23 protein-coding genes and 3 pseudogenes are annotated in these 26,669 nt (G+C 70.0%); 13 read left to right on the plus strand and 13 right to left on the minus strand.

Going from position 1 to position 26,669, the window contains the following annotated elements; genetic code table 11:
• The first annotated feature begins 147 nt into the window (after window positions 1–147).
• Window positions 148–1,352 (plus strand): annotated as a pseudogene (locus ACGFZN_RS17585) (globin domain-containing protein).
• Window positions 1,353–1,591: 239 nt separating this feature from the next.
• Window positions 1,592–2,923, plus strand: coding sequence for a PP2C family protein-serine/threonine phosphatase (locus tag ACGFZN_RS17590; protein WP_393859351.1), 1,332 nt, complete (start codon window positions 1,592–1,594; stop codon window positions 2,921–2,923).
• 39 nt (window positions 2,924–2,962) lie between these two features.
• Here the strand turns inward: ACGFZN_RS17590 and ACGFZN_RS17595 are convergent, their stop codons facing one another.
• From ACGFZN_RS17595 to ACGFZN_RS17605, 3 genes and pseudogenes are all read right to left on the minus strand, one after another.
• Entirely contained in the window at window positions 2,963–3,370 is a 408-nt protein-coding gene (locus ACGFZN_RS17595) for an STAS domain-containing protein (protein ID WP_393859352.1), read from the minus strand.
• Window positions 3,371–3,473: 103 nt separating this feature from the next.
• Window positions 3,474–3,752 (minus strand): respiratory nitrate reductase subunit gamma, encoded by a 279-nt coding sequence (locus ACGFZN_RS17600; RefSeq protein ID WP_393859353.1) that lies wholly within the window; start codon window positions 3,750–3,752, stop codon window positions 3,474–3,476.
• Window positions 3,753–3,780: 28 nt separating this feature from the next.
• Window positions 3,781–4,098, minus strand: a pseudogene (locus ACGFZN_RS17605) (respiratory nitrate reductase subunit gamma); the annotation flags it as partial.
• On the opposite strand from ACGFZN_RS17605, the gene ACGFZN_RS17610 reads away from it, so the two are divergent.
• Window positions 3,994–4,341: a hemerythrin domain-containing protein gene (locus tag ACGFZN_RS17610; protein WP_393859354.1), complete on the plus strand. Its 348-nt coding sequence runs from the start codon at window positions 3,994–3,996 to the stop codon at window positions 4,339–4,341. The pseudogene ACGFZN_RS17605 and the gene ACGFZN_RS17610 overlap by 105 nt on opposite strands.
• Before the next feature lie 8 nt (window positions 4,342–4,349).
• On the plus strand, window positions 4,350–4,493 hold the full coding sequence (locus ACGFZN_RS17615) for a hypothetical protein (protein WP_393859355.1): 144 nt from the start codon (window positions 4,350–4,352) through the stop codon (window positions 4,491–4,493).
• Between the two features lie 117 nt (window positions 4,494–4,610).
• Here the strand turns inward: ACGFZN_RS17615 and ACGFZN_RS17620 are convergent, their stop codons facing one another.
• A complete protein-coding gene (locus tag ACGFZN_RS17620; protein WP_393859356.1) occupies window positions 4,611–6,350 on the minus strand; it encodes a GAF domain-containing protein in 1,740 nt (579 codons plus the stop codon).
• Window positions 6,351–6,840: 490 nt separating this feature from the next.
• Here ACGFZN_RS17620 and ACGFZN_RS17625 point away from each other — a divergent pair, with 490 nt between their 5' ends.
• The 3 genes from ACGFZN_RS17625 (at window position 6,841) to ACGFZN_RS17635 (ending at window position 9,085) form a co-directional block, all read left to right on the plus strand.
• Window positions 6,841–7,140, plus strand: a complete 300-nt coding sequence (locus ACGFZN_RS17625; RefSeq protein ID WP_393859357.1) for an SHOCT domain-containing protein — start codon at window positions 6,841–6,843, stop codon at window positions 7,138–7,140.
• A gap of 12 nt (window positions 7,141–7,152) precedes the next feature.
• Window positions 7,153–8,070: a DUF1918 domain-containing protein gene (locus ACGFZN_RS17630; RefSeq protein WP_393859358.1), complete on the plus strand. Its 918-nt coding sequence runs from the start codon at window positions 7,153–7,155 to the stop codon at window positions 8,068–8,070.
• A gap of 142 nt (window positions 8,071–8,212) precedes the next feature.
• Window positions 8,213–9,085 carry a potassium channel family protein gene (locus tag ACGFZN_RS17635; RefSeq protein WP_393859359.1) on the plus strand — a complete coding sequence of 291 codons (873 nt, stop codon included), beginning with the start codon at window positions 8,213–8,215 and terminating at the stop codon, window positions 9,083–9,085.
• 90 nt (window positions 9,086–9,175) lie between these two features.
• Here ACGFZN_RS17635 and ACGFZN_RS17640 read toward each other — a convergent pair.
• Window positions 9,176–9,433, minus strand: a pseudogene (locus ACGFZN_RS17640) (ribosomal protein L7/L12); the annotation flags it as partial.
• A 233-nt stretch (window positions 9,434–9,666) separates the two neighbouring features.
• Between ACGFZN_RS17640 and ACGFZN_RS17645 the strand changes: the two are divergent.
• On the plus strand, window positions 9,667–10,143 hold the full coding sequence (locus tag ACGFZN_RS17645) for a carboxymuconolactone decarboxylase family protein (protein WP_393859360.1): 477 nt from the start codon (window positions 9,667–9,669) through the stop codon (window positions 10,141–10,143).
• A gap of 149 nt (window positions 10,144–10,292) precedes the next feature.
• Window positions 10,293–11,216 (plus strand): RNA polymerase sigma-70 factor, encoded by a 924-nt coding sequence (locus ACGFZN_RS17650; RefSeq protein WP_393859361.1) that lies wholly within the window; start codon window positions 10,293–10,295, stop codon window positions 11,214–11,216.
• 3 nt (window positions 11,217–11,219) lie between these two features.
• On the opposite strand, the gene ACGFZN_RS17655 is transcribed toward ACGFZN_RS17650, so the two are convergent.
• Entirely contained in the window at window positions 11,220–11,678 is a 459-nt protein-coding gene (locus ACGFZN_RS17655; RefSeq protein ID WP_393859362.1) for a hypothetical protein, read from the minus strand.
• Between the two features lie 430 nt (window positions 11,679–12,108).
• On the opposite strand from ACGFZN_RS17655, the gene ACGFZN_RS17660 reads away from it, so the two are divergent.
• Together ACGFZN_RS17660 and ACGFZN_RS17665 are read left to right on the plus strand one after the other, a co-directional pair.
• Window positions 12,109–13,467 (plus strand): beta-1,3-glucanase family protein, encoded by a 1,359-nt coding sequence (locus tag ACGFZN_RS17660; protein ID WP_393859363.1) that lies wholly within the window; start codon window positions 12,109–12,111, stop codon window positions 13,465–13,467.
• A gap of 193 nt (window positions 13,468–13,660) precedes the next feature.
• On the plus strand, window positions 13,661–13,888 hold the full coding sequence (locus ACGFZN_RS17665) for a DUF5133 domain-containing protein (RefSeq protein ID WP_393859364.1): 228 nt from the start codon (window positions 13,661–13,663) through the stop codon (window positions 13,886–13,888).
• A gap of 36 nt (window positions 13,889–13,924) precedes the next feature.
• Here the strand turns inward: ACGFZN_RS17665 and ACGFZN_RS17670 are convergent, their stop codons facing one another.
• A complete protein-coding gene (locus tag ACGFZN_RS17670) occupies window positions 13,925–14,440 on the minus strand; it encodes a hypothetical protein (protein ID WP_393859365.1) in 516 nt (171 codons plus the stop codon).
• Window positions 14,441–14,611: 171 nt separating this feature from the next.
• Entirely contained in the window at window positions 14,612–16,003 is a 1,392-nt protein-coding gene (locus ACGFZN_RS17675; protein ID WP_393859366.1) for a carboxypeptidase regulatory-like domain-containing protein, read from the minus strand.
• 168 nt (window positions 16,004–16,171) lie between these two features.
• Between ACGFZN_RS17675 and ACGFZN_RS17680 the strand changes: the two genes are divergently transcribed.
• Both ACGFZN_RS17680 and ACGFZN_RS17685 read left to right on the plus strand, forming a co-directional pair.
• Window positions 16,172–16,741: a TetR family transcriptional regulator gene (locus ACGFZN_RS17680; RefSeq protein WP_393859367.1), complete on the plus strand. Its 570-nt coding sequence runs from the start codon at window positions 16,172–16,174 to the stop codon at window positions 16,739–16,741.
• A 113-nt stretch (window positions 16,742–16,854) separates the two neighbouring features.
• Window positions 16,855–18,906 carry a SpoIIE family protein phosphatase gene (locus ACGFZN_RS17685; protein ID WP_393859368.1) on the plus strand — a complete coding sequence of 684 codons (2,052 nt, stop codon included), beginning with the start codon at window positions 16,855–16,857 and terminating at the stop codon, window positions 18,904–18,906.
• A gap of 66 nt (window positions 18,907–18,972) precedes the next feature.
• Here the strand turns inward: ACGFZN_RS17685 and ACGFZN_RS17690 are convergent, their stop codons facing one another.
• The 5 genes from ACGFZN_RS17690 to ACGFZN_RS17710 form a co-directional block, all read right to left on the minus strand.
• Window positions 18,973–19,272 (minus strand): hypothetical protein, encoded by a 300-nt coding sequence (locus ACGFZN_RS17690; protein WP_393859369.1) that lies wholly within the window; start codon window positions 19,270–19,272, stop codon window positions 18,973–18,975.
• A gap of 162 nt (window positions 19,273–19,434) precedes the next feature.
• The gene (locus ACGFZN_RS17695; protein WP_393859370.1) at window positions 19,435–20,655 is read right to left on the minus strand and encodes an SGNH/GDSL hydrolase family protein; all 1,221 of its coding nucleotides are present in this window, start codon (window positions 20,653–20,655) and stop codon (window positions 19,435–19,437) included.
• A 99-nt stretch (window positions 20,656–20,754) separates the two neighbouring features.
• Window positions 20,755–23,184 carry a glycoside hydrolase N-terminal domain-containing protein gene (locus tag ACGFZN_RS17700; protein WP_393859371.1) on the minus strand — a complete coding sequence of 810 codons (2,430 nt, stop codon included), beginning with the start codon at window positions 23,182–23,184 and terminating at the stop codon, window positions 20,755–20,757.
• Window positions 23,185–23,330: 146 nt separating this feature from the next.
• Window positions 23,331–25,205: an alpha-galactosidase D gene (locus ACGFZN_RS17705; protein WP_393859372.1), complete on the minus strand. Its 1,875-nt coding sequence runs from the start codon at window positions 25,203–25,205 to the stop codon at window positions 23,331–23,333.
• A gap of 80 nt (window positions 25,206–25,285) precedes the next feature.
• Window positions 25,286–26,473, minus strand: a complete 1,188-nt coding sequence (locus ACGFZN_RS17710) for an ROK family protein (protein WP_393859373.1) — start codon at window positions 26,471–26,473, stop codon at window positions 25,286–25,288.
• Window positions 26,474–26,669: the final 196 nt, after the last annotated feature.

Consider the following 26,669-nt stretch of genomic DNA (forward strand, 5'->3'; position numbering starts at 1 on the left):
CCGGCAGCTCGGCCCTCCAGGGCGGTTCGGCCCTGTTCCGGGTGACGGCTGCACCCGATGATCGACGTGCCGTTCGGACCCGCACGACGGATCCCGGCTGTGCGGTGAACGGCGTCCCTCAACCCAATTGCATCTCAGGGGAGTTCCATGCTTTCGCCCGAGTCGGCCGCTGTCGTTCGCGCCACCCTGCCCGCCGTCGGCGGCGCCCTGGACGACATCACCGCCCGTTTCTACGGCACCATGTTCGCCGACCAGCCGGAACTGCCGGACGGCCTGTTCAACCGCGGCAACCAGGCCAGCGGCGAGCAGCGCCGGGCGCTGGCCGGGTCCATCGCGGGCTTCGCCGAGGCCCTGCTGGCCGGCCCCGACGCCCGGCCGGACGCCCTCCTCGCCCGGATCGCCCACAGGCACGCCGCGCTGGGCGTCACGGAGGACCAGTACACGATCGTCCACAAGTACCTCTTCCGCGCCATCGGCGACGTACTCGGTGACGCGGTCACCCCGGAGGCGGCCGCCGCCTCGGACGAGGTGTACTGGCTGATGGCAGGCGCCCTCATAGCCCAGGAGGACCGCCTCTACCAGGAAGCCGGGGTCGACCCGCGCGAGCCGTGGCGGCAGTGGACCGTGGCGGAGCGGCGTGAGGAGACCCCGGACGGGGTGTCCTTCCTGCTGCGCCCGGCCGACGACGGCCCCATGCCGAAGGCGCGCGCCGGCCAGTACGTCAGCGTGCGGGCGCTCATGCCCGACGGTATCCACCAGACCCGCCAGTACAGCCTGTCCAGCGCTCCCGGTGACCGGCTGCGGCGCATCACCGTCAAGCGGGTGGCGAGCGTCGCCGACGCCCCCGAGGGCGAAGTCTCCACCCAGCTGCACCGCACCGTGCACGCCGGTGACGAGCTCACCCTGTCGGCCCCGTTCGGCGACGTGGTCCTCGACGACGCCGACACCCCGCTGCTGCTGGTCTCCGCTGGCATCGGCTGCACCCCATGGTCGGCATGCTCGAACACCTCGCCGCCACCGGTTCGTCCCGGCCGGTGCGGGTCCTGCACGCCGACCGCACCCCGGCCGACCACGCCCTGCGCGCCGACACGCGCCGTCTGATCGGCCAACTGCCCGATGCGCGGGCCGAGTTCTGGTACGAAGACGACGCGACCGAGGAACCCGGCTCACGCATCGGCCTGATGGACCTCGACGGCCTGGACCTGCCCGCCGACGCCGACCTGTACCTGTGCGGCTCGGTGTCCTTCATGCACGCCGTCCGCACCCGGCTCCTCCAGGCCGGCGTCCCCGCGCGCAGCATCCGCTACGAGGTCTTCGGCCCCGACCTGTGGCTCGCCCACGCGGAAGGCTGAAAGCTGCTCCGACAGCGAGATGGGCCGACGCCCACGCGGGCGCGCGGCTGCACGGAGGCAGTGGCCCGCCTGCCGGTACGTGAGGGTGCTTCGCCTCGCGCCCCGGCTGCGGCGTGCGAGGCCACTGCCGGTGCGGAGGCCGTGACCCACGCCGTGCCGCGCGGGCCTGCCCAGGGTCGGGTGAGCGCGTAGGGTGACATTTAAGGCGCGGTGATGACGGCGCCCGGAGGAACCCCACCATGGTGCACGATCCGTCCCATGACAGCCCGCCGTCCGGGGCCTTTCCGGCCGGCGAGGCGTGGCAAGCCGCCCGGGACGGACCCACCGCGCAGGCATCCCAGCTCGTCCTCGACCCACAGCGGCTGAGGCAGCTGCTCGGCACGGTCGTGGCGATGAGCGCCGACATGGACGCCCGCACGGTGCTGCACCGCATCGTGGAAGCGGCCGCCCATCTCGTCGGCGCTCGCTACGGCGCCCTGGGCGTGCTCTCGGAGGCCGGCGGGGTGACCGACCTGATCACCGTGGGTATCGACGACCCGCACCTCTGCGCTGCCATGGGCCTGCCGCAGGGCCACGGCCTGCTGCACACCATGGTGAACCACAGGGAGCCGCTGCGGGTGGCGGATGTGGCCGCCCATCCTCGTGCCGCGGGCTTTCCGGCCGGGCATCCCGTCATGCGGACCTTGCTGGGCGTTCCGTTGATGGTGCGCGGGACCGTGTACGGCGATCTCTACCTCGCCGACAAGACGGACGGTACACCCTTCGACGACGATGACGAGCACCTGCTGACCGCGCTGGCCAGCGCGGCGGGCGTCTGCATCGAGAACGCCCGTCTGTACGAGCACCTCAAACGCGCCACCGAGCAGTTCCAGCGCCGTTTGCTGCCCATCCTTCCCGACCTGGCGCCGCTGGAGGCAGCGGCCCGCTACGAGCCGGCGTCCGCGCTGCCCAGGCTCGGCGGGGACTGGTACGACGCCATGGTCCTGCCCGATGGGGCGACGTGCGTGGTGGTGGGCGACGTGACCGGCCATGACGTCGAGGCCGCCCCGCTGATGGGACAGATCCGCAACATGCTGCGGGCCCTCGCCTTCGACCGGTGCGGACCGCCCGGCCTGGTCGTGTCGCGCCTGGACCGCACCCTGACGATGTTCGAGGACCCGCCGACCGCCACCCTGGTGTTCGGCCGCCTCGAACGCACCCCCGAGGGATACACCTTCGGCTGGAGCAACGCCGGGCACCCGCCTCCGCTGCTGATCGGGCGGGACGGCAGCACCTGCTACCTGGCGCCCGCCCGGCACGGGATACCGGTGGGCATCGACGCGTCCGTCCCGCGGTTCAGCCACGCGCACCCGCTGCCGCCGGGAGCCACCCTGCTGCTGTTCACCGACGGGCTGGTCGAACGCCGCGGCCAGGACATCGACACGGGCTTCGACGGCCTGGCCGGGCACGCCGCCCGCCTGGCCGCAGCCCCGCTGGAGGAAATGTGCGACGCCCTGATCATCCAAAGCGGTCAGGTGTTCGACGACGACGTCGCGATCCTCGCCCTGCGCACCCCGGCCGATTCGGCCTGATCGATCAGCCGGCTCCTTCGCCCCTCGCGTGCGGACGCCTCAGCCGGCCGACGTGTGCGGCCAGTGCACGAGGCTGCCGGGCGAGGGAGCCGAGCTCGTCGCCTCCTCCGACGAGTGGCAGATCTCGTAGCTCTCGCGCATGCCGCTGAGGTCGAAGATCTTGAGCATTCGGCCCGAGACGGAGGCGAGACGCAGCGAGCCGTCGTGTTCACGGATGCGTTTCGTGACCGCCACGATCACGCCCAGCCCCATGGAATCCATGAAGGGTACGAAGCCCAGGTCGAGGACGAAGTGGCGATGGCCCTCCTCGAGGAGCCTGATCACCGCTTCACGGATCATCGGGGAGGTGTGGGCGTCCAGATCACCGTCCACCTCGACAACGGTCCAGCCGTTCACCATGTCGTAGCTGGCCATCATGCTCTCGTGCCGGATGATGTTCGTTCGCATGGCCAACCTCTTCGCTCGGTGAGCCGTTCGGTGAGGACAGCGGCCTGGCCGGGGGCCCGTGTGGCCTCGTTCCCCTGCTGCGCAGGCGACGCCGATGGCTCATTCATTTTATCGAGATCCGCATCCGCAGCAGCGCCTGCATCAGGCGGGTCCCGACTGGTCGGCGGCAGGGACGGCCCGCCTGCCGTTCACCAGGTAGGGCCGGTAAAGGTAGCCGATCGGGACGCTCCACACGTGCACCGATCGGGACGCTCCACACGTGCACCAGCCGGGTGAACGGCCAGACCGCGAAGAGCAGGCAGGCGCTCAGAGCGTGCAGCCGGAACAGCAAGGGCGCGCCGGCGACGGCCCTCGGGCCGCGGCTGGAGGGTGAAGACGCCACGGAACCAGACCGAGACGGTCTCCCGGTAGTCGTACCCGGGGCCGAAGACGTTGTGCGCGGCCGTGGCGGAGATGCCCAGCAGGACGGTCGCGGCCAGCAGAGGGAAGAGCGGCTTGTCGCTGCGGTCGGTGCCGAGCCGTACCCGCCGGGTCAGCAGCCGCCGTGCGCACAGCACGCCGAGCCCGGTGACCATGGCCGCGCCCGCCACGGAACCCGCCCCGACGGCCGTGGTGTGGTACGCGTGCTCGCCGATGCCGGCCGCCTCTGTCCACGAGGCGGGCACGGCGAGCCCCAGTACTGCGGCTGCCAGTCGCTGACGACCACCGACGAACTGACCCGGGAGCACGACGACCTCCGCACCGCTCACCAGCAGGACGATGTGGCCCGGATGGCGGAGACCGCCCGGCAGATCGCGAGGGTGCTCGGCCCGCACACCCAGGTCGAGGAGCCCGGACTGTTCCCGGCCCTGGCCGCCGACTTCCCCGAGCAGATCGCCGCTCCGGAGGCCGAGCACCGCAGCGTCGAAGCGGTGCTGGCGGAGGCCGCGGACGGCGGGACGCCCCTGGACCCGACCTGGCCGCGCGGTTGATCGAGGCGATGGCCGTGCTGCGCGACCACATCCTCAAGGAGCAGGACGGCGTGTTCCCGGCCGCACTGGCCAACCTCACCGTCGAGGACTGGGAGACGGCCGAGGCCACGCGCGCCGAGGCGGGCAGCGCCCTGTTCCCACCGGCCGCCTGAACCCCACGCCCGTTCCCCCGGCCGGGCAGCGGTCCCCCAAAGGCCCGTGCCCCGCTCACACCGCGCGGGAGCACCGGCCTTAGCAGACGCGGGCATGCCCGCGCACAGCGGGAAGCGTCAGCCTGCCGAGGGGAGCGGAACGACCCATTCGACGACGGTGCCGCTGGGTCGGTTCGCGGAGACGCTGAAGCGGCCGCCCAACTCCTCCGCGCGCTTGCTCAGGTTGGCCAGGCCACTCCGGCGGTCGACCGCCGGGTCGATTCCGCTGCCGTTGTCCGCCACTCGCAGCCTCAGCTCGGTGTCGGCGACCTCGACGGCCACGTCGACCGCGCCGGCGTGCGCGTGCCGGGCGGCGTTGGACAGAGCCTCACCGAGCACGGCCAGCAGTTGCTCGGCCTGGTCGGCGGACACGGCCGTGTCCAGCAGCCCGGTCATGCGCAATGCGGGAGTGAAGCCGAGCGACTCGGTGGCCCGTTCCGTGGCCGCGACCAGCTGGGCGCGCAGCCCGCTCCCGCGACGGGACCGGTCGTGCTCACGCAGGGCGTAGATGGTCGACCGGATGATCTTGATGGTGTCGTCCAGGTCGTCCACGACCCGCTGGACCCGTTCGCTCACCTGCGGCCGGTCGGAGACCCGCCCCAGCGTGGACTGAAGCGAGAGCGCGCCGGCGAACAGCCGCTGGATGACCAGGTCGTGCAGGTCCCGGGCGATCCGGTCGCGGTCGTTGAGCACGACCATGCGCTCGGTGTCGCGTCGGTGCTCGGCGACGTCCAGGGCCAGCGCGGCCTGGTTGCCGAACCCGGTGACCATGTCGATCACGGCGTCGGTGAAGCGGGGGCCGCCGGGCAGGTTCGCGACCTGCAGCACGCCGCGGACGTGCTCGCGGGTGCCGAGGGGGACGAAGAAGGCCGGCCCGAGCTCCACCACCGAGGCGCTGCCGCCCTCAGCGCGCGGATCGGCACTGAGGGACTCGCTGGTGATCGTCTCGCCGGACGCGTAGACCTTGGCGGCCAGGGTCGAGGCGGGCAGCAGCAGCCCGCGGACTTCCTCGGCCGGCGCGCCCGAGGCGGCCTCGATGACGAGCTCGTCCTTGTCGCCGACCGGCACGGCCAGGGTGACCAGGTCGGCGTCGGCGATCTCGCGCACGGTGGCGGTGAAGGAGGCCAGCACGGCGGCGGGCTCCGCGCCGGACAGCAGGCTGCGGGTCAGTTCGTTGCTGGCCGACAGCCATCGCTGCCGGCGGTGGGCGTCCTCGTACAGGCGGGCGTTGTCGATCGCCACGCCGGCCGCCGCGGCCAGGGTGCGCAGCACCGCCTCGTCGTCGCTGTCGAACTCCGCGCCGCTCTTCTTGTTCGTCAGGTACAGGTTGCCGAAGATCTGGTCGCGTATGCGGACCGGGGCGCCGAGGAAGCTGGTCATCGGGGGGTGGCCGTCCGGGAAGCCGACGGATGCCGGATGCTCCGCGAGGTCCGCCAGGCGCAGCGGCTCGGGGTGCCGGATGAGCAACCCGAGGATGCCCTCGCCGCGCGGGTAGTGCCCGATGCGTGCGATGCCCGCCTGATCGATGCCGACGGTGACGAACTGCTTGATCGTGCCTTCCTCGCCCAGCACGCCGAGCGCCCCGTACTGGGCGTCGACCAGGGTGACCGCCGACTCCACGATGCGGTGCAGCACCACCTCCAGGTCGAGGTCGGAGCCGACCGCCAGCACCGCGTCGAGCAGTGTGTGGACCCTGTCCCGGGCGGCCCGGACCTGCGCGACCTGCTGCTGCAGATCGTCCAGTAGCACGTCCAGCCGCAGCTGCGGGGACATCCCGGACGTCTCCTCTTCACGCGAACCCTGCGCGCGTTCGTCCACCACAGCTCCCCTCGCCGTCTCGCGGCACCCTCCCCAAGGATGCCCGACGAGAGGCATCCGTTCGACGGCACCCGGAGAACAGAGCGGGAGCTGCTTCGGGCAGTCCTGGGCACCGTCGTACGGGGGACCGCATGGTCTCTACGGGGCTGCGGGTGACCGGCAGGGTTAGGGCGGCCGGGGCGGCGGGCGACCGGCAGAGCGACGTGGCCGGGGCGTCGAGTCCGTCGCACAGCAGTCGGCGTTGCCGAGACCGCCGGACCCGCATCTTTTCGCTGCTGCCGCGATCCAGCAGCCGGCCACAGCACCGGGAGCTGGCGCGGGGACTGAACGACGCGTACTCCGCCCGGAAAAGGCCTGCGCCGGCAGGAGGCGCTGACGAGCAAGGGCCGTCCGGCCCGTCGCGCCGGCGCCGGTGGCGAGCGACGATGGATGCCGGGACATCTGCCGCCGCGGGATTCGTACCCCTGACGACCTGGGAAGGAGGCAGAAAATGATGTTCTGGTATGGCCACGGCATGAGCGGCTTGGGCTGGTTCGTGATGTCGCTCGGCACGCTGCTGTTCTGGGCCCTGATCATCACCGTCGGCACCCTGCTCTTCCGGCTTCTGGCCCGCCCCACCCCTCCCGGCGAAGGCCACGGCTCCTGGCGGAAGACGCCTCCGGGAAGCGGACCTGAGCAGATCCTCGCCGAGCGGTACGCGCGCGGTGAGATCGACGACGAGGAATACCGCCGTCGCCTGGCCACCCTCCGTGAATCACCCACGGACGCGGCCAGGCCCTCACCCCGATAGTTGGTGGCGATCATGCGAGCTCGACTCGGCGATCAACTCGTCATCGAAAGTCCGGCGACGGGCAACACCCGGCGCGACGGCGAGATCGTCGGACTGCACCATGCGGATGGCACACCGCCGTACGACGTGCGCTGGTCGGACACGGACGAGGTGACGCTGGTGTTCCCCGGACCGGACGCGCACGTCCGCCACCTTCAGCATGGGCCGGGCAGTACCGACGGGCCTTCCGAGGGAGGCTCTGCGGAGGCGGCCAGCGTGTCCCCCACCACTGCACGGAAGACGGGACCGAACGCTGGCGACATCGGCCGCCGCGTGGCTGCCGAGCGTGAGCGACAGGGCCTGAGCAGGGAAGAGTTGGCCCGCCGTGCCGCGATGGCACCGGACTACCTCGCGTATCTGGAGGAACGCCCCGCCGATCCGAGCCTGGCGGCACTCATCCGGCTCGCCGCGGCGCTCGGTACCAGCGTCGCAGCCTTGCGCGGGAGCGGTATCGATCTACCGCCGGGCCAGGGGCACGCCCTCCTGCGCCCCCAGCTCCGTAACCTCACCCCCGACGAATGCCGCGCTCTGCTCTCCACTCACGGTGTGGGACGCGTAGCGGTGTCGACCCCCGGCGGTCCGGTGGTCGTCCCGGTGAACTACGAGGTCATCGATGACGCGATCGCCTACCGGACGATGCCCGACGCGGTGCCTGCGGCGGCTGTGGGAGCGGAGGTCGCCTTCGAGGTCGACCGTGTGGACGAGGCCATGAGCCAGGGCTGGAGCGTCCTCCTCGTCGGTCCCGCACGGGTCGTCACAGAGCCCGACGTCGTGCGGCGGCTGGCTGAGCGAGCCCATACCGAACCGTGGGCGGGCGGCAAGCGCGAGATGTGGGTGTCGATCCGGCCCGAGCAGCTCACGGGCCGTCGTATCAGCCCGTCCGACCGGTGACAGACCGCCCGTCCACACACCCGACGTTTGTGTACGTGACCTAAGCTCTGAAATCAGGGCAAAATCTGACGATAGGTGAGATGGGCCTCATCGCTGCGGGGTGCCGAGGCCGCTGCACGGAACCGGCCCGTGGGAGACGAGCATGGAGTGGTTGGTTTCGCTGGCAGGGGTCGGGCTGGTGATGGCCGCCCTGCGCGACCTGTTCCACACCCTCTGGCATCCCACCCGCCACGCCGGCCTGAGCCGCCTCGTCATGACGGGGATGTGGAGACTGGCCCGTCGGCTGCGCGCCCGCAGACGTGTGGTCGGCCTCGTCGGCCCTCTCGCCATGGTGACCGTGGTCGGTCTCTGGGCCGCCGTCATCGTCCTGGGCTGGGCGATCATCTACTGGCCCCACATGCCGGGGGCCTTCACACTCACGCCGGGTTCCAGAGCCGCGCAGCAGCCGACGCTCCTGGACTCCGTCTACCTTTCACTCGTCACCGTCGCCACCCTGGGGCTGGGCGACATCACACCCGCCGCGGGGTGGCTCCGCCTGGTCTCGCCACTGGAGGCACTCGTCGGCTTCGCCCTGCTGACCGCCACCGTCTCCTGGGTGCTCGAGGTCTACCCCGCACTGACACGCAGGAGGGTGCTTGCCATCCGGTTGGCGCTCCTGCGCGAGTCTGCTCCGACGGCCGAGCAACTCGACAGCGTTGCCGGGGCGCTGCTGCTGGACAGCCTGGCCACCGAAGTCGTGCGCGTCCGAATCGATTTCACTCAATACGCCGAGGCCTACTACTTCCACGACGGGGAGGACCACTCCTCCCTGGCGGCCATCCTCGGGTACGCCTCAGTCCTCGCCCGGCGCGGGCAGGCCGCGCGGCGACCGGACGTCCGACTGACCGGAGACTTGCTCGCCAACGCACTGGAAGACCTCGCCGGCGTCCTTGACCAGCGCTTTCTCCACACGGGCGGACCGTCGTCGGCGGTCTTCGCGGCCTACGCCGCCGACCACGGACGCAGCGTCACCTAGCGCTGAAGCGACCTGGCTCGGGCGTGAGCCGCATCGATTCGAGGCGTGGACCGCAGCCGAGTTCGAGAAGCCGTGAGCGCCGGCTCCGGCTTCGTGGAGCTCGGCCACCATGGCGGCGGCGACTTCTTCCGGCACGTTCTCGAGGACGGTCGCGGGCAGGTGGCTGATGAGGGACTTGCAGGGCCGCAAACTCTGCCCGGTCCGCCGGTGCAGCAGCTTCACGATCTCGATGGCCCGGGGGCCGGCGTCAGTCGGGACTACGCTGTGCGGCAGGTCGTCGCAGACCAGCAAGAACGATTCGCTCACCGTGTCCCATCCCTCCGTCGGTCCGCGGACGGCCTGCAGCATACGGCGTTTCTCGACGCGGCCCGCGAAGGCATGGGGTAGCGCGCCACTGACCCCGGAGCTCGCGGCGCCGGTTTTCCTTGGAACACGCAGCGATGGAACGGCGGCGCTCCCTGCCTACCCCCGATGGCACCCGTCGACAGCAGGGAGACGCAGGTCACATCTGTGCGTGTCACAGGGGAGCGGGCTGTCCCGTCTCGGGGGTGGAGCCACTGACGACCGCAAAGGAGCCCACCATGGACGCGCGACTGAACTACTTCGCCAGCCCGACCGCCGGTAAGGCCCTCAAGTACTTCATGTCGGCGGGCAAGACGCTCAAGGAGTCGCCGCTGCCCCCGGCGACACAGGAGCTGGTGGCGCTGCGCGTGAGCCAGATCAACGGCTGTGCCGTCTGCATCGACATGCACACCAAGGAGGCCGCCGCGGCCGGTGAGGCGCCGGTGCGGCTGAGCCTGGTCGCGGCGTGGCGGGAGGCCACGGTCTTCACCGAGGCGGAGCGTGCCGCGCTGGAGCTGGCGGAGGAGGGCACCCGGGTCGCGGATGCGGTCGGCGGAGTCAGCGACGAGGTGTGGGCGAACGCCGCCAAGCACTACGACGAGGAACAGCTCATTGCCCTGGTGATCCTGGTCTCCTTCATGAACTCGGTGAACCGGCTGAACATCATCACCCGCCAGCCGGCCGCCGGCGACTACCAGGTGGGCCAGTTCCACTGAACGTCCGTCAGCAAAGGGACTCGGAGCCCGTCGACCGGGTTCCGGGTCCTGGGGTCAGTGCCTTGCCCCAGGACCGGCAATTGACCGATGATCACGAGGAGTTGTCTGTGCTGACCGGTACGGGCGGGGGGACTCGAGGAGGATGCGGCGTGAGCAAGGTCGAGGAGTTCCAGGAGCTGCGGCCGCTGCTGTTCTCGATCGCCTACCGGATTCTGGGCAGTGTGGGCGAGGCTGAGGACGCGGTGCAGGAGACGTGGCTGCGCTTCGACGGCTCGGCCACCCGGCCCACGTCGACGAAGGGTTTCCTGTCGGCCACGGTGACACGGATCTCGATCGACGTACTGCGCTCCGCACGGGTGCGGCGGGAGGAGTATGTCGGTCCGTGGTTTCCCGAGCCGCTGCTGAACGATCCGTATCAGGATCCGGCACGGGCGGTGGAGTTGGCCGACTCGGTGTCGATGGCTGCCTTGCTGCTGCTGGAGCGGCTGAGTCCACTGGAGCGGGCGGTGTTCGTCCTGCGCGAGGTCTTCGCCTTCGAGTTCGACGAGGTCGCCGCGGCGGTGGGGCGGTCGGAGGCGGCCTGTCGGCAGCTGCTGGTGCGCGCACGAAGGCATATGGAGACCGGGCGCGCCCGGTTCTCGGCGGACCGGCAGGAGCGACAGGAGCTGGCGAGGCGGTTCTTCGACGCGCTGCAGCACGGAGACGTGGACGGGTTGCAGGATCTGCTCGCCGCCGACGTACAACTCGTCGGGGACGGCGGCGGAAAGGCCCCGCAACTGGCCAAGGCCCTTGTGGGCGCACTGAACGTGGCCCGGGTGCTGGGTACGGTCTTCCCCTTGCTGGCCCGGATCGATGTGACGTTCGAGCCATGTGAGATCAACGGTCAGCCCGGTGCGATCCTCCGCGACAGGGACGGCAAGATCCTGCATGTCATGGCTGTGGACGTGCTCGACGGGCGGATCCAGACCATCCGCGCGGTGATCAATCCCGACAAGCTCGGCCACCTGGGGCCGGTCGCGGATGCCTGGGCCATCGACCGCGAGGTGAGGCAGGCGCGCCGGCAGATGAGCTGATGCTCAGAAGTCGTAGCAGACGTAGGTGCCCTCGGGCTGGCGGGCGATCCGGTCGGAGCCCCAGCAGTGGAGCATCGGCCCGACGCGGTGCAGGACGGCGCCACCGGCCAGCAGGGCGAGGACGGCGAGGACGGCGGTCACGATCCGCATGACGGTCATCCGCCGCACGAGCCACCAAGCCCCGGCGACCGTGAGCGCGCCCAGCACCAGCATGACGGCCGACATCGGGGCGGTGTTGTTCTGGATCCCGGGAAAGCGGTCCGGGTGCGTGGCGCGTTGGACCGCGGCGAAGGCGAAAAAGAAGAACAGCAGCCCCAGCAGCAACAGCCCGACGGAGCCGGCGCCGCGGCCGACGGCCCGGCCCCGGCTCCGCGGGATTCCGGGCGACGTGGTGTTGTCCGTGCGCACGAGCCGCCGGTCGAGGATGGCCCGCAGCCGAGCCACCTCCTCCGGGTCGGCCACGGCCCGCCGACGAGGCTGCGCCGTAACGCGGTGAGAGGTGTGGGGGAGGGGTCGGCCATGGAGGACGATCACAGCCTTTCGGGGACAACATGCACAAGGACGACGCACGAGCTCAACTGGCCCATGAGCTGGGTGCGTTCGTGTAACCCGTCGGCCGGAACCTAGAAGGTCTGGACCAGACGGGTCAAGTGATGAACGCTGATGAGGGTTCGGGATCGGCCAACCGGACGGCTCTCGAAGAGGCCGGGGGGCGCGGTACGCGGCTCCATCGTCCAAGACGCAGGTGCACCCCATTGTGTGTCTGTGAACTCCACTGGTTTCGCGTTCAGTTGTTGACGCCGTGCTGAGGCGGGAGTACAAACCCCGAGAGCGCTCTCACACCTGCTGCCTCCAACCCCCACGCACGCCCACCCGGCATCCGGAGACCCCCATGCAGACTTCCCCGAGTGTGCTCACGCGCAGACCAGCGACCGATGTTGCGCGCTCACGTACGGCTCTCGGCTTGGTGATCGCCCTGCTCGCAGCCTGCTTCCTCGCCCTGACGCCCTCGCCCGCACGGGCCGCCGACCAGCTGCTCTCCCAGGGGCGGCCCGCCACCGCGTCCTCCACCGAGAACGCGTCCTTCCCCGCCGCCGCAGCGGTTGACGGCAACCCCGGCACCCGCTGGTCCTCGGCCTTCGCCGATCCCCAGTGGCTCCAGGTGGACCTCGGCTCCGTCCAGCAGATCACCCGGGTCACCCTCAGCTGGGAGGCCGCCTACGCCAAGGCCTACCAGATACAGACCTCCACCGACGGGGCCAACTGGACGACGGTCTATTCCACCACCAACGCCACGGGCGGCACCGAGAACCAGGCCGTCACCGGCAGCGGCCGGTATGTGCGCCTCTACGGGACGACGCGGGCCACCCCTTACGGCTATTCCCTCTGGGAGTTCCAGGTCTACGGCCCCGGCGGCGGCACCACTCCGCCCGACGACTTCTGGGGCAGCACCAGCGACATCCCGCCCGCCCAGAACGCCGTAGAGGTGAAGATCCTCAACCGCACCAACGGCAAGTACTCCGACAGCCAGGTCTACTGGAGCTTCAACGGCCAGACGCACTCCATCGCCGAACAGCCCTACCTCGACATGCCGGCGAACTCCGCAGGCCGCATGTACTTCTACCTGGGCTCTCCCAACAGCCCTTACTACGACTTCATCGAGTTCACGGTCGGCAACAACGTCTTCAACGGCAACACCACACGCGTCGACGCCTTCGGCCTCAAACTCGCGATGCGGCTGCACACCAAGGACGGCTACGACGTCGAGGTCGGCGAGAACCGGCAGACCTTCGCGGAGGACCGCGCCACCACGTTCCAGCGATTCATCGACGCGGTCCCGTCCCAGTTCAAGGTGCTGGCCCAGACCCAGGCGCCGTACCGCATCATCGCCCCCGGCAGCGACCCGAGCTTCCGCGCGGGCGGGGCCAACGCCGACTACTTCACCTCTTACGCCCAGTCCGCCGGCGTGAACGCGGCCACCTCCGACATCTTCGGCTGCGCCGCCTCCCTGGCCGGCAACCCGGACATGTGCGCGGCCCTCAACCGTCACGTGGCCACGCTGCCGGCCTCCCAGCAGGCCGACCCGAGCCAGTACTACAAGGCCGCCCCGGCGAACTACTACGCCAAGTTCTGGCACGACAACGCCATCAACCACCTCGCCTACGGCTTCCCCTACGACGACGTGGCGGGGCAGTCCTCCTTCGTCTCCCACAGCAATCCGCAGTGGCTGCTGGTCGCCGTCGGCTGGTGACGGCCACATCCCGCAGTCTCCGGCCGATGCGGCCGCTGAGCTGAACCCGGTCGGAGGGCCGGTGACCATCGAACGAGGTCACCGGCCCCTCCGCTGCCCGGTCTTCCCGGGAAGGGGGGAATGACGGGCGGGACCCCGGGGCACACGGGTCGATGCACAAGGCATGTTGATCACGGGACCAGGGAGACTTGCGATGCTCATGGCACACCCCGCGGTACTGACCAACCTGATCGAGCAGTACGAGACGCTGCGGATCCTGCACGCAGAGGACGGCAGCCCCGAGGTGCGCCAGCGCATGGACGACGTCGCCTACACACTGTGCGTGTCCACCGGCACCCGGGACATCGACGCCGCGCTCATCGCCGCCCGCCACCGGTTGCCCGGCGCCCGCCCGCAGGACGACTCCCTTCTCACCGTCTGATCCTTGTTCCGCGGACGTGGGGCATTGTCACCGCGGTTATCCAGGCGTCCGCAGGCCCGGTGGGATGGTCTCCCCGCCGGGGACCGGTTCCGTCAGGCTTCCGGCGGTGTCGCCGGCGGCGGCGTGCGCGGGCGGCCACGGCAGCAGGGCGATCAGGGCGTGCGCCCGGTGGATGAGGAAGGCGGCGAGCGGCAGTTCGGTGGCGAGGGCAAGGACTCCCGCCATCCAGACGTCCCGGGTCCCGGCGTCGAGCGAGATGTCGAACCAGGTGTCGCAGATCAGCAGGACCGCGGTGGCGTGCGCGTACAGGATGACCGCTCGGCTGCGGCGCCAGGCCAGCCACGCCGTGGACGCCAACGAGATGATGAGCAGTACGTCGAATCCGACCCAGGCCAGGCGCCATTCGTGCACGCGGTGCGACGACGGCAGGGTCAGACCCAGCATCACGGTCCACGGTATGAGGCAGGCGGCGCAGGCGGCGAGGAGCTCGGCGATGCGCTTCCTGCGGCGGTCCGGCGGAAGGCCTGGGCTACCGGCGTGTTCCTTGGTCATTTGCGATCCGTCCTCGCGCACTCCTCCGACACCGGCGGGTTCCCCGGATTCCACGTGGTCACAGACACCGACGGTGTTCCCGATATTCCCGCCAGGTGTCCGCGAGCCGGCCGCATCACCCTCCTCGGCGCCGGCCCTCGCTACATACGGGGCCTCAAGAACCGTGTCCGGCTATCCGAGACCAAGACGTTGAGCCGCCAGGGGAGTTGACGCCCCGGTGCGTCGGTCGTGCAGCGTGAAGTCGGCCCGGACGGCCACCCCGGACTGCAGCAGCTTCTGGTGGACCAGAGGGTGCCGGCCGGGGAATGAGACCACCACGCTGATGTACCCCTCGGGCAGACCGGTCACGGCGTACTCGCCGCGTGCGTTCGTCGCGGTGCGCACCAACTGCCGGCCGCCGGCGTCCATGACGGTCACCGCGGCCCGATGGATGGGCTGCTGTTCGCCGTCCCTGACGGTGCCCTCCAGCATCGGCAACAGCTCGCCGAAGTGGTGCGGGTGGACCGGAAGGGCGGTGGGCGCGGGCGCCTCCACGGTGGGGTCCTCCACCGGCGGTTCCGGAACGTCCTCCTGCTCGTCCTCGGCTCCCCGGCGCACGGCCGTGCGGTGGTGCCGCCACGCGTCGAGCCCCAGCAGCGCCGTACCCGCGGTGATCCACGCGCACAGCACGAGGACCGGTTTCAGCACCCCCGCGCCGTCGAAGTACAGGACTCCCCTCAGAGCGTCGACCGCGTTGCCCAGCGGCATGACGGCGTGCAGGTCCTGGAAGAACCGCGGCAGCAACTGGACGGGGACCAGACCGCTGGAGGGAACGCTCAGTACGACGTACAGACCCAGGCCCACCAGGGGGAAGAATTGCTTGACGAAGGGCGCCATACCGAGGGAGAACGTGGCCACCGCCGTGGTCAGCAGGAAGGCGATCGCCAGGGCCGCGGGGGAGCCGGGGAAGAAGCCCAGCCCCTCGCCGACGAAGAAGCCCACGACGCTGAAGAGGGCAGCCACGCCGGCGATCGTCATCACTTTCCGGCGCCGGTTGAAGGTCACCGCCCGCAGCAAGGTCGTCGCAAGTATGTAGCCGGGAACGTTCCAGGCCATGGCGAAGTACACCAGTGTCGTGCCGAGGCCGTCCTTACTCACCGTGGGTGCCGCATCCGTGACCGTGAGCCGCTGGTGGTTGTGCGCCGCAAGCCGGGTGAAGCCCGTGGTCAGCGCCTGATCGAGGGACACCCCATTGGCCTTGGCCACGTACAGCACGGCATGTCTGCCCCGGGTGGCGAAGCCTGCCACGGCATCGCGGTCCAGGACCGCCCGGCGGGCCGCTCGGGCGTCTGCGACGGTGGTGACGTCGAACCCGCCAGGACGCTGCCGCTGCAGAGCGCTGTCGACGGTGTGTGCCACCGCGGGATCAGCTACCGCGAGCTTGACGTCGTGGGGCTGAGGCTGGTGAAAGGCAAGAGGGAAGCAGAACAGGAGGCCGAGGAAGAGCACCGCCGGGATGGTGAGGGTCTCGGCCAGGACCCTGGCCGCGGACATGCCTCGGGGGCGCTCGATGCGGTGTTTCACCGGATCACCCCTTGGCGGTCCTGCACTGCTCGCGGTCCGACCAGTTTCACGGCGCCCCTCTCGGCTGTGCCGCGCCCGGCTCTCGCCGTGGCGCCACTCGATTCATGTACCGATCGGCACATCTACGTCTGCTGGACCATACGCGTACCGGTCGGTACAGTCAAAGGCGTGCCTCGCCCCGTCAATGCCGAGAAGCGCGCCGAGCTGCTGAAACAGGTGGTGCACCAGCTCCAGCACCATGGCGTCGCGCAGATGTCGCTGAGTCCGCTCGCCGAGTCGATCGGCACCACCAAGCGCATGCTTCTGTACTACTTCGGCAGCCGCGAGAACCTTCTGGCCCAGGCGCTGGCCGCCTGCCGTCCCGACGCCCACGCGATGTTCGACGACGTCCGCGACGCGGCGGGCCTGCGGAAGGCGGCCGAAACCCTGTGGGAAGCGATGACCGTCGGGGAGCAGTCCGGGCCGGTCCGCATGCTGCTGCAGCTGCTCAGCCTGGCCGCCACCGATCCCGAGCAGTACGGCGGCATCGCGGCCGAGACCGTCGAGGTCATGATCGATCCCATCGCCGCCGCCTTCGTGCGCCTGGGTCACTCGCCACAGCAGGCGCGGGCGGGGGCCACGCTCCTCGTCTCCGGCCTGCGCGGTCTGTGCCAGGACCGCTTGGTGACCCATGACGTCGCCCGCACCGATGCGGCCGCTCGCCGACTCATCAGGGATGCGGTCGCGGGGGCCGGCTGACGGGGCCGGCCGGAGGCAGGAGCGGGGCTGCGTGTGGGGCCCGCCGTTCCGCCGGACACCGTGGGCAGCCTGCTGACGTGGAGGGGCCGGCGCGTGCGCGGCATAGTTGCAGTATGGGCACTGATGGTTCCGCGAGATCGCCGGCCGAAGATCGGATTGTGCCCTCGGGCGACGTCCTGGCAGTGCTCAGTGCCGACATGACGGTGTCCGTGTGGGCCGGGGCCGCCGAACGCCTGTGGGGTTATTCGGCTGACGAAATACTCCACAAGCCTGTCGAGAGGCTGCTGGTGTCCGACGGCCCGGACACTCCCCGTATCTGTGCCGGCGGCCCTTGGTCAGGGCGGGTGCGGATCCGCCGTCGTGACGGCCGCGAGGCGACCGCGGATCTGCGGCTGACTCGCCTGGACCCGGACGCCGGTGGGAGCTGGCTCCTCTGGGGGCCGAACACCTTCGGCCGGCCGGGCCTGGAGCCGGCGGCCGTTGAGGCGCTTGTGCACCGCTCGCCGATCAGTCTGGCCATCTGGGACCGGGAGTTGCGCTGCGTCTGGTTCAACGACAGCGTTCACAATCAGGACATCTACGGCGCCGAGCCGGAGTTGGGTGCCCATCTCACCGACGTGCTCCGCGTTCGGCAACCCGAGTTTCTCCAGTACGCCATGGAGACAGTGCTGTCCACCGATGTGCCGATCCTCGGGCATGAACTGCGGCCGGCCGCGGCGCGGGCGAACGACGGTCACTACAGTGTCGCCCTGGTCCGTCTCGACGGGCCGGACGGCCGGCCCCTCGGCGTGTGTTCCATGGCTGTGCAGGCCGGCATCGGCCAGAAGGGCGGACGACTCGGTCTGCTCAACGAAGCGAAGAGCCGCATCGGCACAGATCTGGACCCGTTGGTCACCAGTCAGAGGCTGGCGGAGACCGCCGTACCGAATCTCGCCGACTACGTCACCATCGATCTCGTCGAAGCCGTGTCACCGGACAGGGAGCCGTTGAGACGCCTCAAGGCCACCGACACGAGCATCCCCGGCTTCTACCGCGCCGGCGCCGCTTCCATCCACGAGGATCTCCGCGAGTCCTTGTGGGCACGCGGAACGGCGGTTTATGTACCGACGGACTCCCCTTTCACCGCCGTACTCGCAAGCGGCAGGTCCTACTTCGAACCCGTTCTCGACACCTCCCCGGGTACGTGGCTCGACAACGATCCGGAACGGTCCCGGGTCATACGGCAGACCGGAATGCATTCCCTCATGATCGTGCCCCTCCAGGCGCGCGGTGCGACGCTCGGCATCGCCGTTTTCGTGCGCAGCCGGAACCCGGTCCCCTTCAGCAGGACGGACCTCGCTCTCGCCGAGGAACTCTCGGCCCGGGCCGCGCTGATCATCGACAACGCCCTGCGGTACACACGGGAGCGAACGGCCGCGCTGGTGATTCAACGCGACCTGATGCCCCGTCACCTGTCAGGCCGCGGCACGGTCGAGGTGGCCACCCGCTATCTGCCCGCGGACACGCACGGGGGCGTCGGCGGCGACTGGTTCGACGTCATCGAACTGTCCCGTTCCCGCGCCGCCCTGGTCGTGGGAGACGTCGTCGGGCACGGCGTCAAGGCAGCCCTGTCCATGCAACGCCTGCGCGCCACGATCCGTGCGCTCAGCAAGCTGGAGGTGCCGCCCGACGAACTGCTGCGTCTCATGGACGAACTCGCCATCGACATGGCCCGTGACTGTCCCGGCGAAGACGAAGGCGAAGGCGCTTGCACAGCACCGGCCATCGCGGCCACCTGCCTCTACGGTGTGTACGACCCGGGAACCCGGCGATGCACCTTTTCCAGTGCCGGCCACCCCCCACCCCTCATCGTCTCCCCGGACGGATCGGTCGACTTCGCCGAGGTACCTCCGGGCCCGCCCATCGGGGTGGGACTGGGATTCTTCGGAACGGCCGAGGTCGAAGTGGCGGACAACAGCGTGATAGCGCTGTACAGCGACGGTCTGATCGAGATGGACCACGACGTCGACCGCGGGATGCAAGAGCTTCGCACCGCTCTCGCCGCCTCCGTTTCCGGCCTGGACGACCTCTGCGCGTCGGTCGTCGACACCCTGGCCCCCGACGGACCGGTCGACGACGACATCACCCTCCTCCTGGCTCGCACCCACCCCGCCGCGGCCAGCTGATCGTTTCGATCACGACCGAGCCAGGCCGGGACGGCCCTGCCCGGATCACGGGATCGGGACGGATCGTCACGCTGCGTCGAAGTCCGACCGGGGCCGGACCTCCACGATGAAGTCCGCGTCCTTCGTGTCGCCCTCCTCGTCATGCCAGAGGAAGACCCGCACATGCATCGCGTGATGGAGACCGGTGATCTCCCATTCGGTCATCAGGTCCGCGACGATGCGGCCGATGGCGTGCTTCGCGCCCTCGGCGGTGTCGGGCGCGGTGATCGCACCGTGCCACCGGTCCGGGTCGCTGCCGTAGGGGCGCCAGCCCTCGGAGCCGTGCGGCTCGAACACCCGGTACACCCAGTCCGCGGTGGTGTTCATACCACCGATCCTGCCACCGCAAGGAGCCTCGTGCGCCGCACCGGATCGACGCCCGCCCAGCGCGGCCGGCACGCTGCACCTCCTGGCCGCGAGGAGGTGCAGCAGAGGGACGAGGCGGCACTGCGTCCCGGCCGCCGCGAAGCAGCCGGTGCCCGGAGAGCGTCAGCTGCGCAGGAGCCGCAGGTCGACCGCGTCGGCCATGGCCTTCATGCCCTGGTCGTTGGGGTGGATGTGGTCGCCCGAGTCGTACGCCGGGTCGAGGGCGGCCGGGTTCGCCGGGTCACGCATGGTCCGGTCGAAGTCGATGACACCGTCGAAGGCGCCGCTGGTGCGGATCCACTCGTTGACGCTCTGGCGGATCGCCTCGGCGGCAGGCGTGTAGTAGCCGTTGCCCTGGTCGGGCATCAGGGTGGCGCCGATGACGTGGACGTGCGCGGCATGGGCCTCGTCGATCAGGGTGCGGTAGCCGTCGACGAGGTCTTGGACGGTCAGCGGGCGGCCGTCGGGGCCGGCGTCGTTGCCGATGTCGTTGATGCCCTCGAAGAGGATCACGTCCTTGACACCTGGCTGGCCCAGGGCGTCATGCCCGAACCGCTTCAGGGCGCTGACGCCCTGCCACAGGTTCGGCACGTCGGTGAGGACCCGGTTGCCGCCGATGCCGGCGTCGACGACGCTGAGCCGCTGCGGCCCCGGTCCGGCGCCGAGTCGGCGGGCGAGGAAGTCGGGCCACCGGCTGTAGGTGCCGGTCGAGGAGTGGTACCCGTCGGTGATGGAGTCACCGAAGGCGACGACGGCACCCCGCGCGGTCGGTGACACGACGTCCAGCCCCGCCAGGTAGTACCAGGAGGTCGTGGTGGTGCCGAAGGCGGCGGCACTGTCGTCGCCGGCGTGGTTCCCCGAGGCGATGTAGGTCGTGTCGAACGCGTCGGAGTGCCAGGTCGACATCCCCGTCGTACCCGGCACGTAGAGGCTGACGAGCAGGTTCTCCCCGGCGCTGACGGTGATCGGGACGACATCGCTGACCGCCTCTTCGCCGGCGGGAATCGTGAGGTGGCGGGATCCGCCGAAGGTGATGTTGCGTGTGGTGCCGCGGGTGGCCTCTCCGCCGCTCGCCTGGACGGCCACGTCCACGGCGCTGACATCGAGCGGCGTGGTGCTGTACCGGTTGGACAGGGTGATGCGGGCGCCCGAACCCGAGACGCTGCTGTGCGCCACCATGCGGATGGTCTGGTCGGTGAAGGACGGGCCACCGGTCGTCATGCTGGGCGACCAGGCACTGACCCGGGTGCCCTTGCTCGGTGCCGAGGACGTGGCGGCGCTCGCCGCATGCGCGGTGCTCAGCGGGACCGCCGTCAGGGCCAGGCCGGTCAGCGCACCGAACACGGACAGCAGGGTTCTGCGACGGTGCCGGCGACCTGGTGTGGTGCTTCTCTCGTGCGGGGACATCGGCGTTCTCTCCACTCTTCTCGTGGTCCGCGTTCCTCAGCCGACATCGCGCAGGGTGACGGACTCACCGGGCGTGAGGCTGATCCTTCGTGAGGCGCCGCCCGAGAGGACGGTCGTGTCCCGGCCGCCGACGCTCCGCAGCGTCAGCTGGGTGACCTTGCCGTTCTTCCACTTCACGTCGGCGACGAAGCCGCCGCGGACTCCGACGCCGGACACCGAGCCGGATGCCGCCCAGGCGGCGGGCAGCGCGGGGAGCAGCTCGATGTGGCCCGGACGTGAGTAGACGAGCATCTCGACGATCGCGGAGGGGGTGCCGAAGTTGGCGTCGATCTGGAAGATGCCGCGGCCCTGTCCCATGTCCATGATGTCGAAGAGGTTCGGCGCGGTGCCGTTGCTGCCGTTCACCGACGGCTTGAGGTTGTTGACGACCAGCTGATAGGCGTTCTCCGCGTTCTTCAACCGTGACCAGCACAGGCTGCGCCAGGCGTTGGACCAGCCGTAGCTGTTCATACCGCGGGCGGTCAGCAGGGCGGTCGCGCCGGCGAGGATGTCCTTCGGGGTGGAGTCGTCCGGGCGGATCCGGTCGCCGGGGAAGAGGCCGATGAGCGGCGAGAGGTGCCGGTGTGTGGTCTCACCCAGGTTGTCGGGTGACATCCACTCCTCCAGCCAGCCGGTCTTGGGGCTGACCACGGGCAGATACAGGCGCCCGCGCAGAGCGTCGACGGTCGTGCCGTAGGAGGTGTCCGTGCCCAGCACCTGGGTCGCGGTGCGGTAGTTGCCGAACAGGTTCCACACCAGTTCCTGGGCGTAGGTGATGCCCTTGGCGTCGAGCGGACCCTGCTCGGGCGACCAGTCGCTGTCGGCGATGAGGACCTCGCGCGAGGTTCCGGAGGCGTCGGTGACCGTCGTGGTGACGAGGCGGGCCTCCCAGAACTGAACGGCGCCCTTGAGCAGGGGGTAGATCTTCTGGAGGTAGGCGCGGTCCTGGGTGTACTCGTAGTGCTCGAACAGGCTCTGGCAGAGCCAGGCGTTGCCGGCCGGATGCCACCACCAGCCGCCACCGCCGTAGGGGTTGGTGGAGATGGCCACGGTCCAGCCGGCCAGCTTGCCGCTGGAGTTGCGGTATCGGTTGGCCGGGCTGTTGAACAGCCGCTGTGTGACGTCGGTCCAGGAGGGCAGCTGCGCGAGGCAGTAGTCCGCGAAGGCGTCGAAGCAGCCGGACAGGCCGGCTCGGTCGGCCATCCAGTAGTTCATCTGGACGTTGATGTCGGTGTGGTAGTCGCCCATCCAGTCCGGGTCGTTGCCGTCCAGCCACGGGCCCTGCAGGCCCATGGGCAGGCTGCTGCCACGCGACCCGGAGATCATCAGGTAGCGGCCGAACTGCAGGTAGGCGGCCTCGAGCTCGGGGTCGGGCACGTCGTCCCGATAGCGGGCCTGCACCCGTTGCCAGGTGTCCAGCCTGCGCTGCGCGGCGGACGACGTGCCGAGGTCGATGTCCAACTGCTCGAACACCGGGCGGAAGTCGGCGACATGCGTGTGAAGCAGGGTGATCGCGGAGTGGGCGGCGGCGTCGCGGACCTTGGTCCGCGCCAGGCGCTCCGGGTCCAGGGACGGGTCGCGGAACCCGGCGGCCGCGTCGGGCGCGTAGTCGGTGCCGCCGCTGACCACGACGGTGAGGTCCGTGCAGCCGCTGAAGGAGATCGACGTACCGTCGACGGCGATCGTGCCGCTGCTGCTCCGGGCCGTGACGGCGGCGCCGTACTTCAGCCCGTTGGAGAAGGAGGCGCCGAACGAGGTGGAGGGCCCGGCGTCGTCGGCCCGGGTGGTCTCGCCGTGGGTGCCGGCGAGGGTCACGGTGCCGGTGTAGGAGCCGCCGCCCTGCTGGGAGAAGTACAGGACGATGACGTCGTCGGGGCGGCTGGCGAAGATCTGCCGCCGGTAGGTGACGCCGGACAGGTCGTAGGAGACGCTGACGAAGCCCTGGGCCAGGTCGAGGGAACGGCGGTAGTTGTCGACCGAGCCCAGGTCGTGCGCGGGGATGTCGACGGTGAGCCGGGCCAGCAGGGTCAGGGAGCCGAAGTCGTCCCGGCCGTACGGGAACTGGCCGTCGCTCTGCAGGGTGTCGTTGCGGCCACCGGTCCACAGGGTGGCGTCGCTGATCGTCAGCAGCTCGTGGGCGGGGTCATTGCTCGCGAGCGCTCCGAGGCGCCCGTTTCCCACCGGCAGGCCCTGCTGGATCATGGACCCGGCGGAGCCCGGAGCCTGCCACCACAGCTGGTTCCTCGCGGCGGCGGCCGCGGACAGCAGCGGCGAGGAGGCGGGGCGGGCGGGCGCCGCCGACGCGGTGAAGCAGGGCAGACCGCCGAGGGCGGCGGCCGCGCCCGCGGTGGCGGCGAGGGCGAGAAAGCCCCTGCGGCTCGGGTGATTGTCGCGTGATGCGGTGTGCGCGGTGTGTTCGATGTCCACGATGTGCACTCCATGTCGGGGGGAACGGCGCATGCGGGCTGACGGACCGGTGCTGTCGTGCGTTGCACGAGGCGAGGACCCGCGGGCGGAGCCACGCCGAGAGGGCGCGGGCCCCGGGGCGTGTCTCCCGGGACCCGCGAGCGGGGTCAGGCGGACTTGGGCACGTCGATCCGGTCGATGTCGGGGGAGTAGTCCCAGCCGCTGTCGAACGTGATGGTGTTGGAGCCTGCCTTCAGGGCCAGCCGCACGCTGACGGTGTCGACCGTGGACCAGTCGCCCGTGGAGGGGAACCTCAGGCTGGTGCCGTTGCCGCTGTTGGAGTAGACGGTGACCGAGCGGGGGTCACCGCTGACATAGGAGACGTTGACGGTGTAGATGCCGGCCTTCTTCACCGTGATGTCGTTGAACTGCAGTTTGCTGTCGAGATAGAGGTTGCCGACCTTCTTCCCGCCGGAGCAGGAGTCGCAGGTGGCGACAGAGGCGTTGCCGGTGAGGGTGTTGTCCGTGGACTCGGCCTCGTAGCGGGTGACCGGCAGCGGGGCGCCGCCGGGCTTGACGGTGAACAGCCGTGAGCCGTGCTCGGGCAGCGTCGCGGTGATCCTGTCCTTGTATGTGCCGAGGTCGCGGTGGTTCCACAGGTCGCGTACGGAGGCCGCACCGGTGAAGCCGAAGGACGCCCAGTCGGCGGTGACGGAGGCCGGCGAACCACCGAGGTTGAACAGGGCGACGGTGTACGTGCCGTCGGTGTTCCTTGCTCCCCAGACCTGCTGGTCGCCCATGGGCGTGACGGGCCGGGCGACGGGCGAGTCGCCCTGGTCGACGCCGATGACCTCCTGGTTGGTCAGCAGGGAGAGTCCGTAGCCGTCCAGCTTGGTGAGGTCGTCGCCGGTGAACAGCGGCGACTTGTTGATGGCCCACAGGGTCATGTAGCTCTGCCGCTCGGCTTGGGTGAGACCGTCCATCGCCCCGTTGCCGACGTCGATCGCGTCGAGGTCGTTCCAGCCGCCAGGGCCGGCCTCGTGGCTCCAGGCGGGGGCGTCGTTCCAGCGGTCGTTGACGGAGTTCTCCCAGGTGACCAGGGTGTTGCAGTAGCACTCGACGTCGGTGTCGATGCGCCAGCCGTTGGAGTACTTCTTCCAGTCGGCGGCGTGACCGATGTCGAGGGACCAGGAGAGTTCGAGGTGGATCGGGCGGCCGGTGGCCGCTATGGCCTTGTGCCAGGCGGCCACGTCCGCGACGTTGTTGTAGTTGTCACCGGACTTGAAAGAGCCTGGGCCCACGCCGTCCAGTTTGAGGAAGTCGTAGCCCCAGTCCGCGAGCATCTGTGCCTGCGAGTCGATGTACTTCTGCGCGCACGGGTTGTCGAAGTCCAGCTTGTAGGCGCTGTCCCAGCCGTTGGTGGTGCGCAGATCCGGGTAGACGATGTCCGCCGTGGTGCAGCCGGGGGCGTTCCGGACCGGCACCTTGCCGTCGCCGTACGCGCCCTTCTCCAGGCCGACGGGCAGGTAGATGCCGGCCTTGAGGCCCTTGGAGTGGATGTGGTCGGCGACCGGCTTCATGCCGTGGGGGAACCGCACCGGGTCGGGTGACTGGCGGCCGTACTGGTCGAACTCGGACGTCCAGTTCTTGTCCATCCACCAGCCGGCGTCGATGTTGACATAGTCGTACCCGTACGGCTTCAACGTGGCGGCGAGGGCGTCCGCCTGCTTCAGGACGTTCGCCTCGGTGAGGTAGCTGTAGTTGCCGTCCGGGTTCAGGCCCGGGTACTGGGAGGACTGCATGCTCCAGCTGGACCAGCCCATGTACGGCTTGGCCGCAACGCTGGAGGTGGTATCCGCCGTGTCCGCGGCGGAAGCAGCGGCTGCGGTCGTGGGCGTGGAGGCGACGGCCACTGCCTGGCCTGCGGCAGGGACCGCTGCGGCGGCTCCCGCCGTGACGGCCAGGACGAGTATCGCTCGGAGGGTACGGCGCGGGAAGCCGGGGAGGGCTCCGCGCAGGGCTCTGTACGGGGATGACCGCATGGGTCGCCTCCTGAGGTGAGGTGAACGGAATCGTTCGGTGACACGGTTCGCTGACGTGTTGTCGCCGAAGCGCGGAGGCGTCATTGCCACTCCACGTAGGTGTCCGATCCCATGAAGGACTGGATCGCGGTGGCCGCGGCCCCCCGCGCCCACTCCTCGAAGGGGAGGGGACGTGTCACCAGGTCGCACTGCGAAGCGGTGCCGAAGGCGGACGCGGCGAACGCGTCCCGGATGCCCTCGGCGAAAAGGTCGTAGGCGGCCAGGCCCTCACCGGAGATCACCACCCGCCCGGGACCGAAGATGTTCACCAGGAAGCCGATGGCCTTGCCGATGGCCTCGCCGGCCCGTGCGTAGACCGCTCGGGCACGGGCGTCTCCGCCGTGGGCCAGGGCCAGGGCTCCGGCTGCATCGGTCACCTGCTTGCCGGTGGCCGCACGCACTGCGCGGAGTATCGCCGGGTCCGCCGCGATCGCCTCCACGCACCCGCGGTTGCCGCAGTGGCAGAGCGGGCCGAGCGGGTCCAGTGCCAGGTGCCCGATCTCACCGGCCACGCCGTGCGCGCCGGACACCACTCGCCCGTGGACCACCAGGCCGCATCCGATGCCGGCGCCCACGGTGACCAGGGCGAAGTCGGAGAGTCCGACTCCGGCGCCGAACCAGTGCTCGGCGACCGTGAGAGCCCGGACATCGTTGTCAACCGTGACCGGCAGCCCCGTAGCGATCCCGACGATCTCGGCGAGGGGTACGTCCCGCCAGTCCAGGAAGGGGGAGTAGCGGACCACACCGTCGCCGCGGTCCACGTCCCCCGAGATCGCGATGCCCAGCCCCCGTACGCGGACGCCGAATCCGTCGGCCTCGGTGAGCAACTCCTGTACCAGCGTGGAGAGGACGGGGAGCACGGCCTCCGGCTCGCGGCCCGTGAGCCGTACGTGCCGGGACAGCCGGACACGGCAGCACAGGTCGGCCAGCACGGCGATGATCTCGTCGCCTGTCACCTTGATGCCGATGAACAGCGCTCTGCCGCCGTCCACCCGGACGAGGCCGGCCGGGCGTCCCACCGAGGGCCGTGCCTCTTCGGCCACGCCCTCGACCAGGTAGCCGAGTTCCATCAGCGGACGGACCGCCTTGGTGACGGCTGCCGGAGAGAGCCCGGTCCGCCGCCCCACCTCGGCCCGGGTGAGCGGACCGTGCGAGAGCAGGGTGGTGAACACCAGGGAAGTGGCCGGGGTCATCGTGACGACTGACGCACCGGGGGATGCGTTGCGCATGGCCGGAAACCTAGGGGTGACTCTTTTCCGCTGTCAATAAAAAAACCAACCTTGCTCACAGGGACTGCCCAGAAGGCTGCTTCTCCTAAGAAAAGTAAGGCAACAAGCGCTAATTGACGGCTAATCAAAGGCATGGGGTGGTCAAAGATGCGCCGAGCGAGCCTTCACCCGCCGGGCCGCAGCGGGTGAAGGCGGA

The organism is Streptomyces sp. NPDC048192, from assembly GCF_043202415.1.
Taxonomy (GTDB): domain Bacteria; phylum Actinomycetota; class Actinomycetes; order Streptomycetales; family Streptomycetaceae; genus Streptomyces.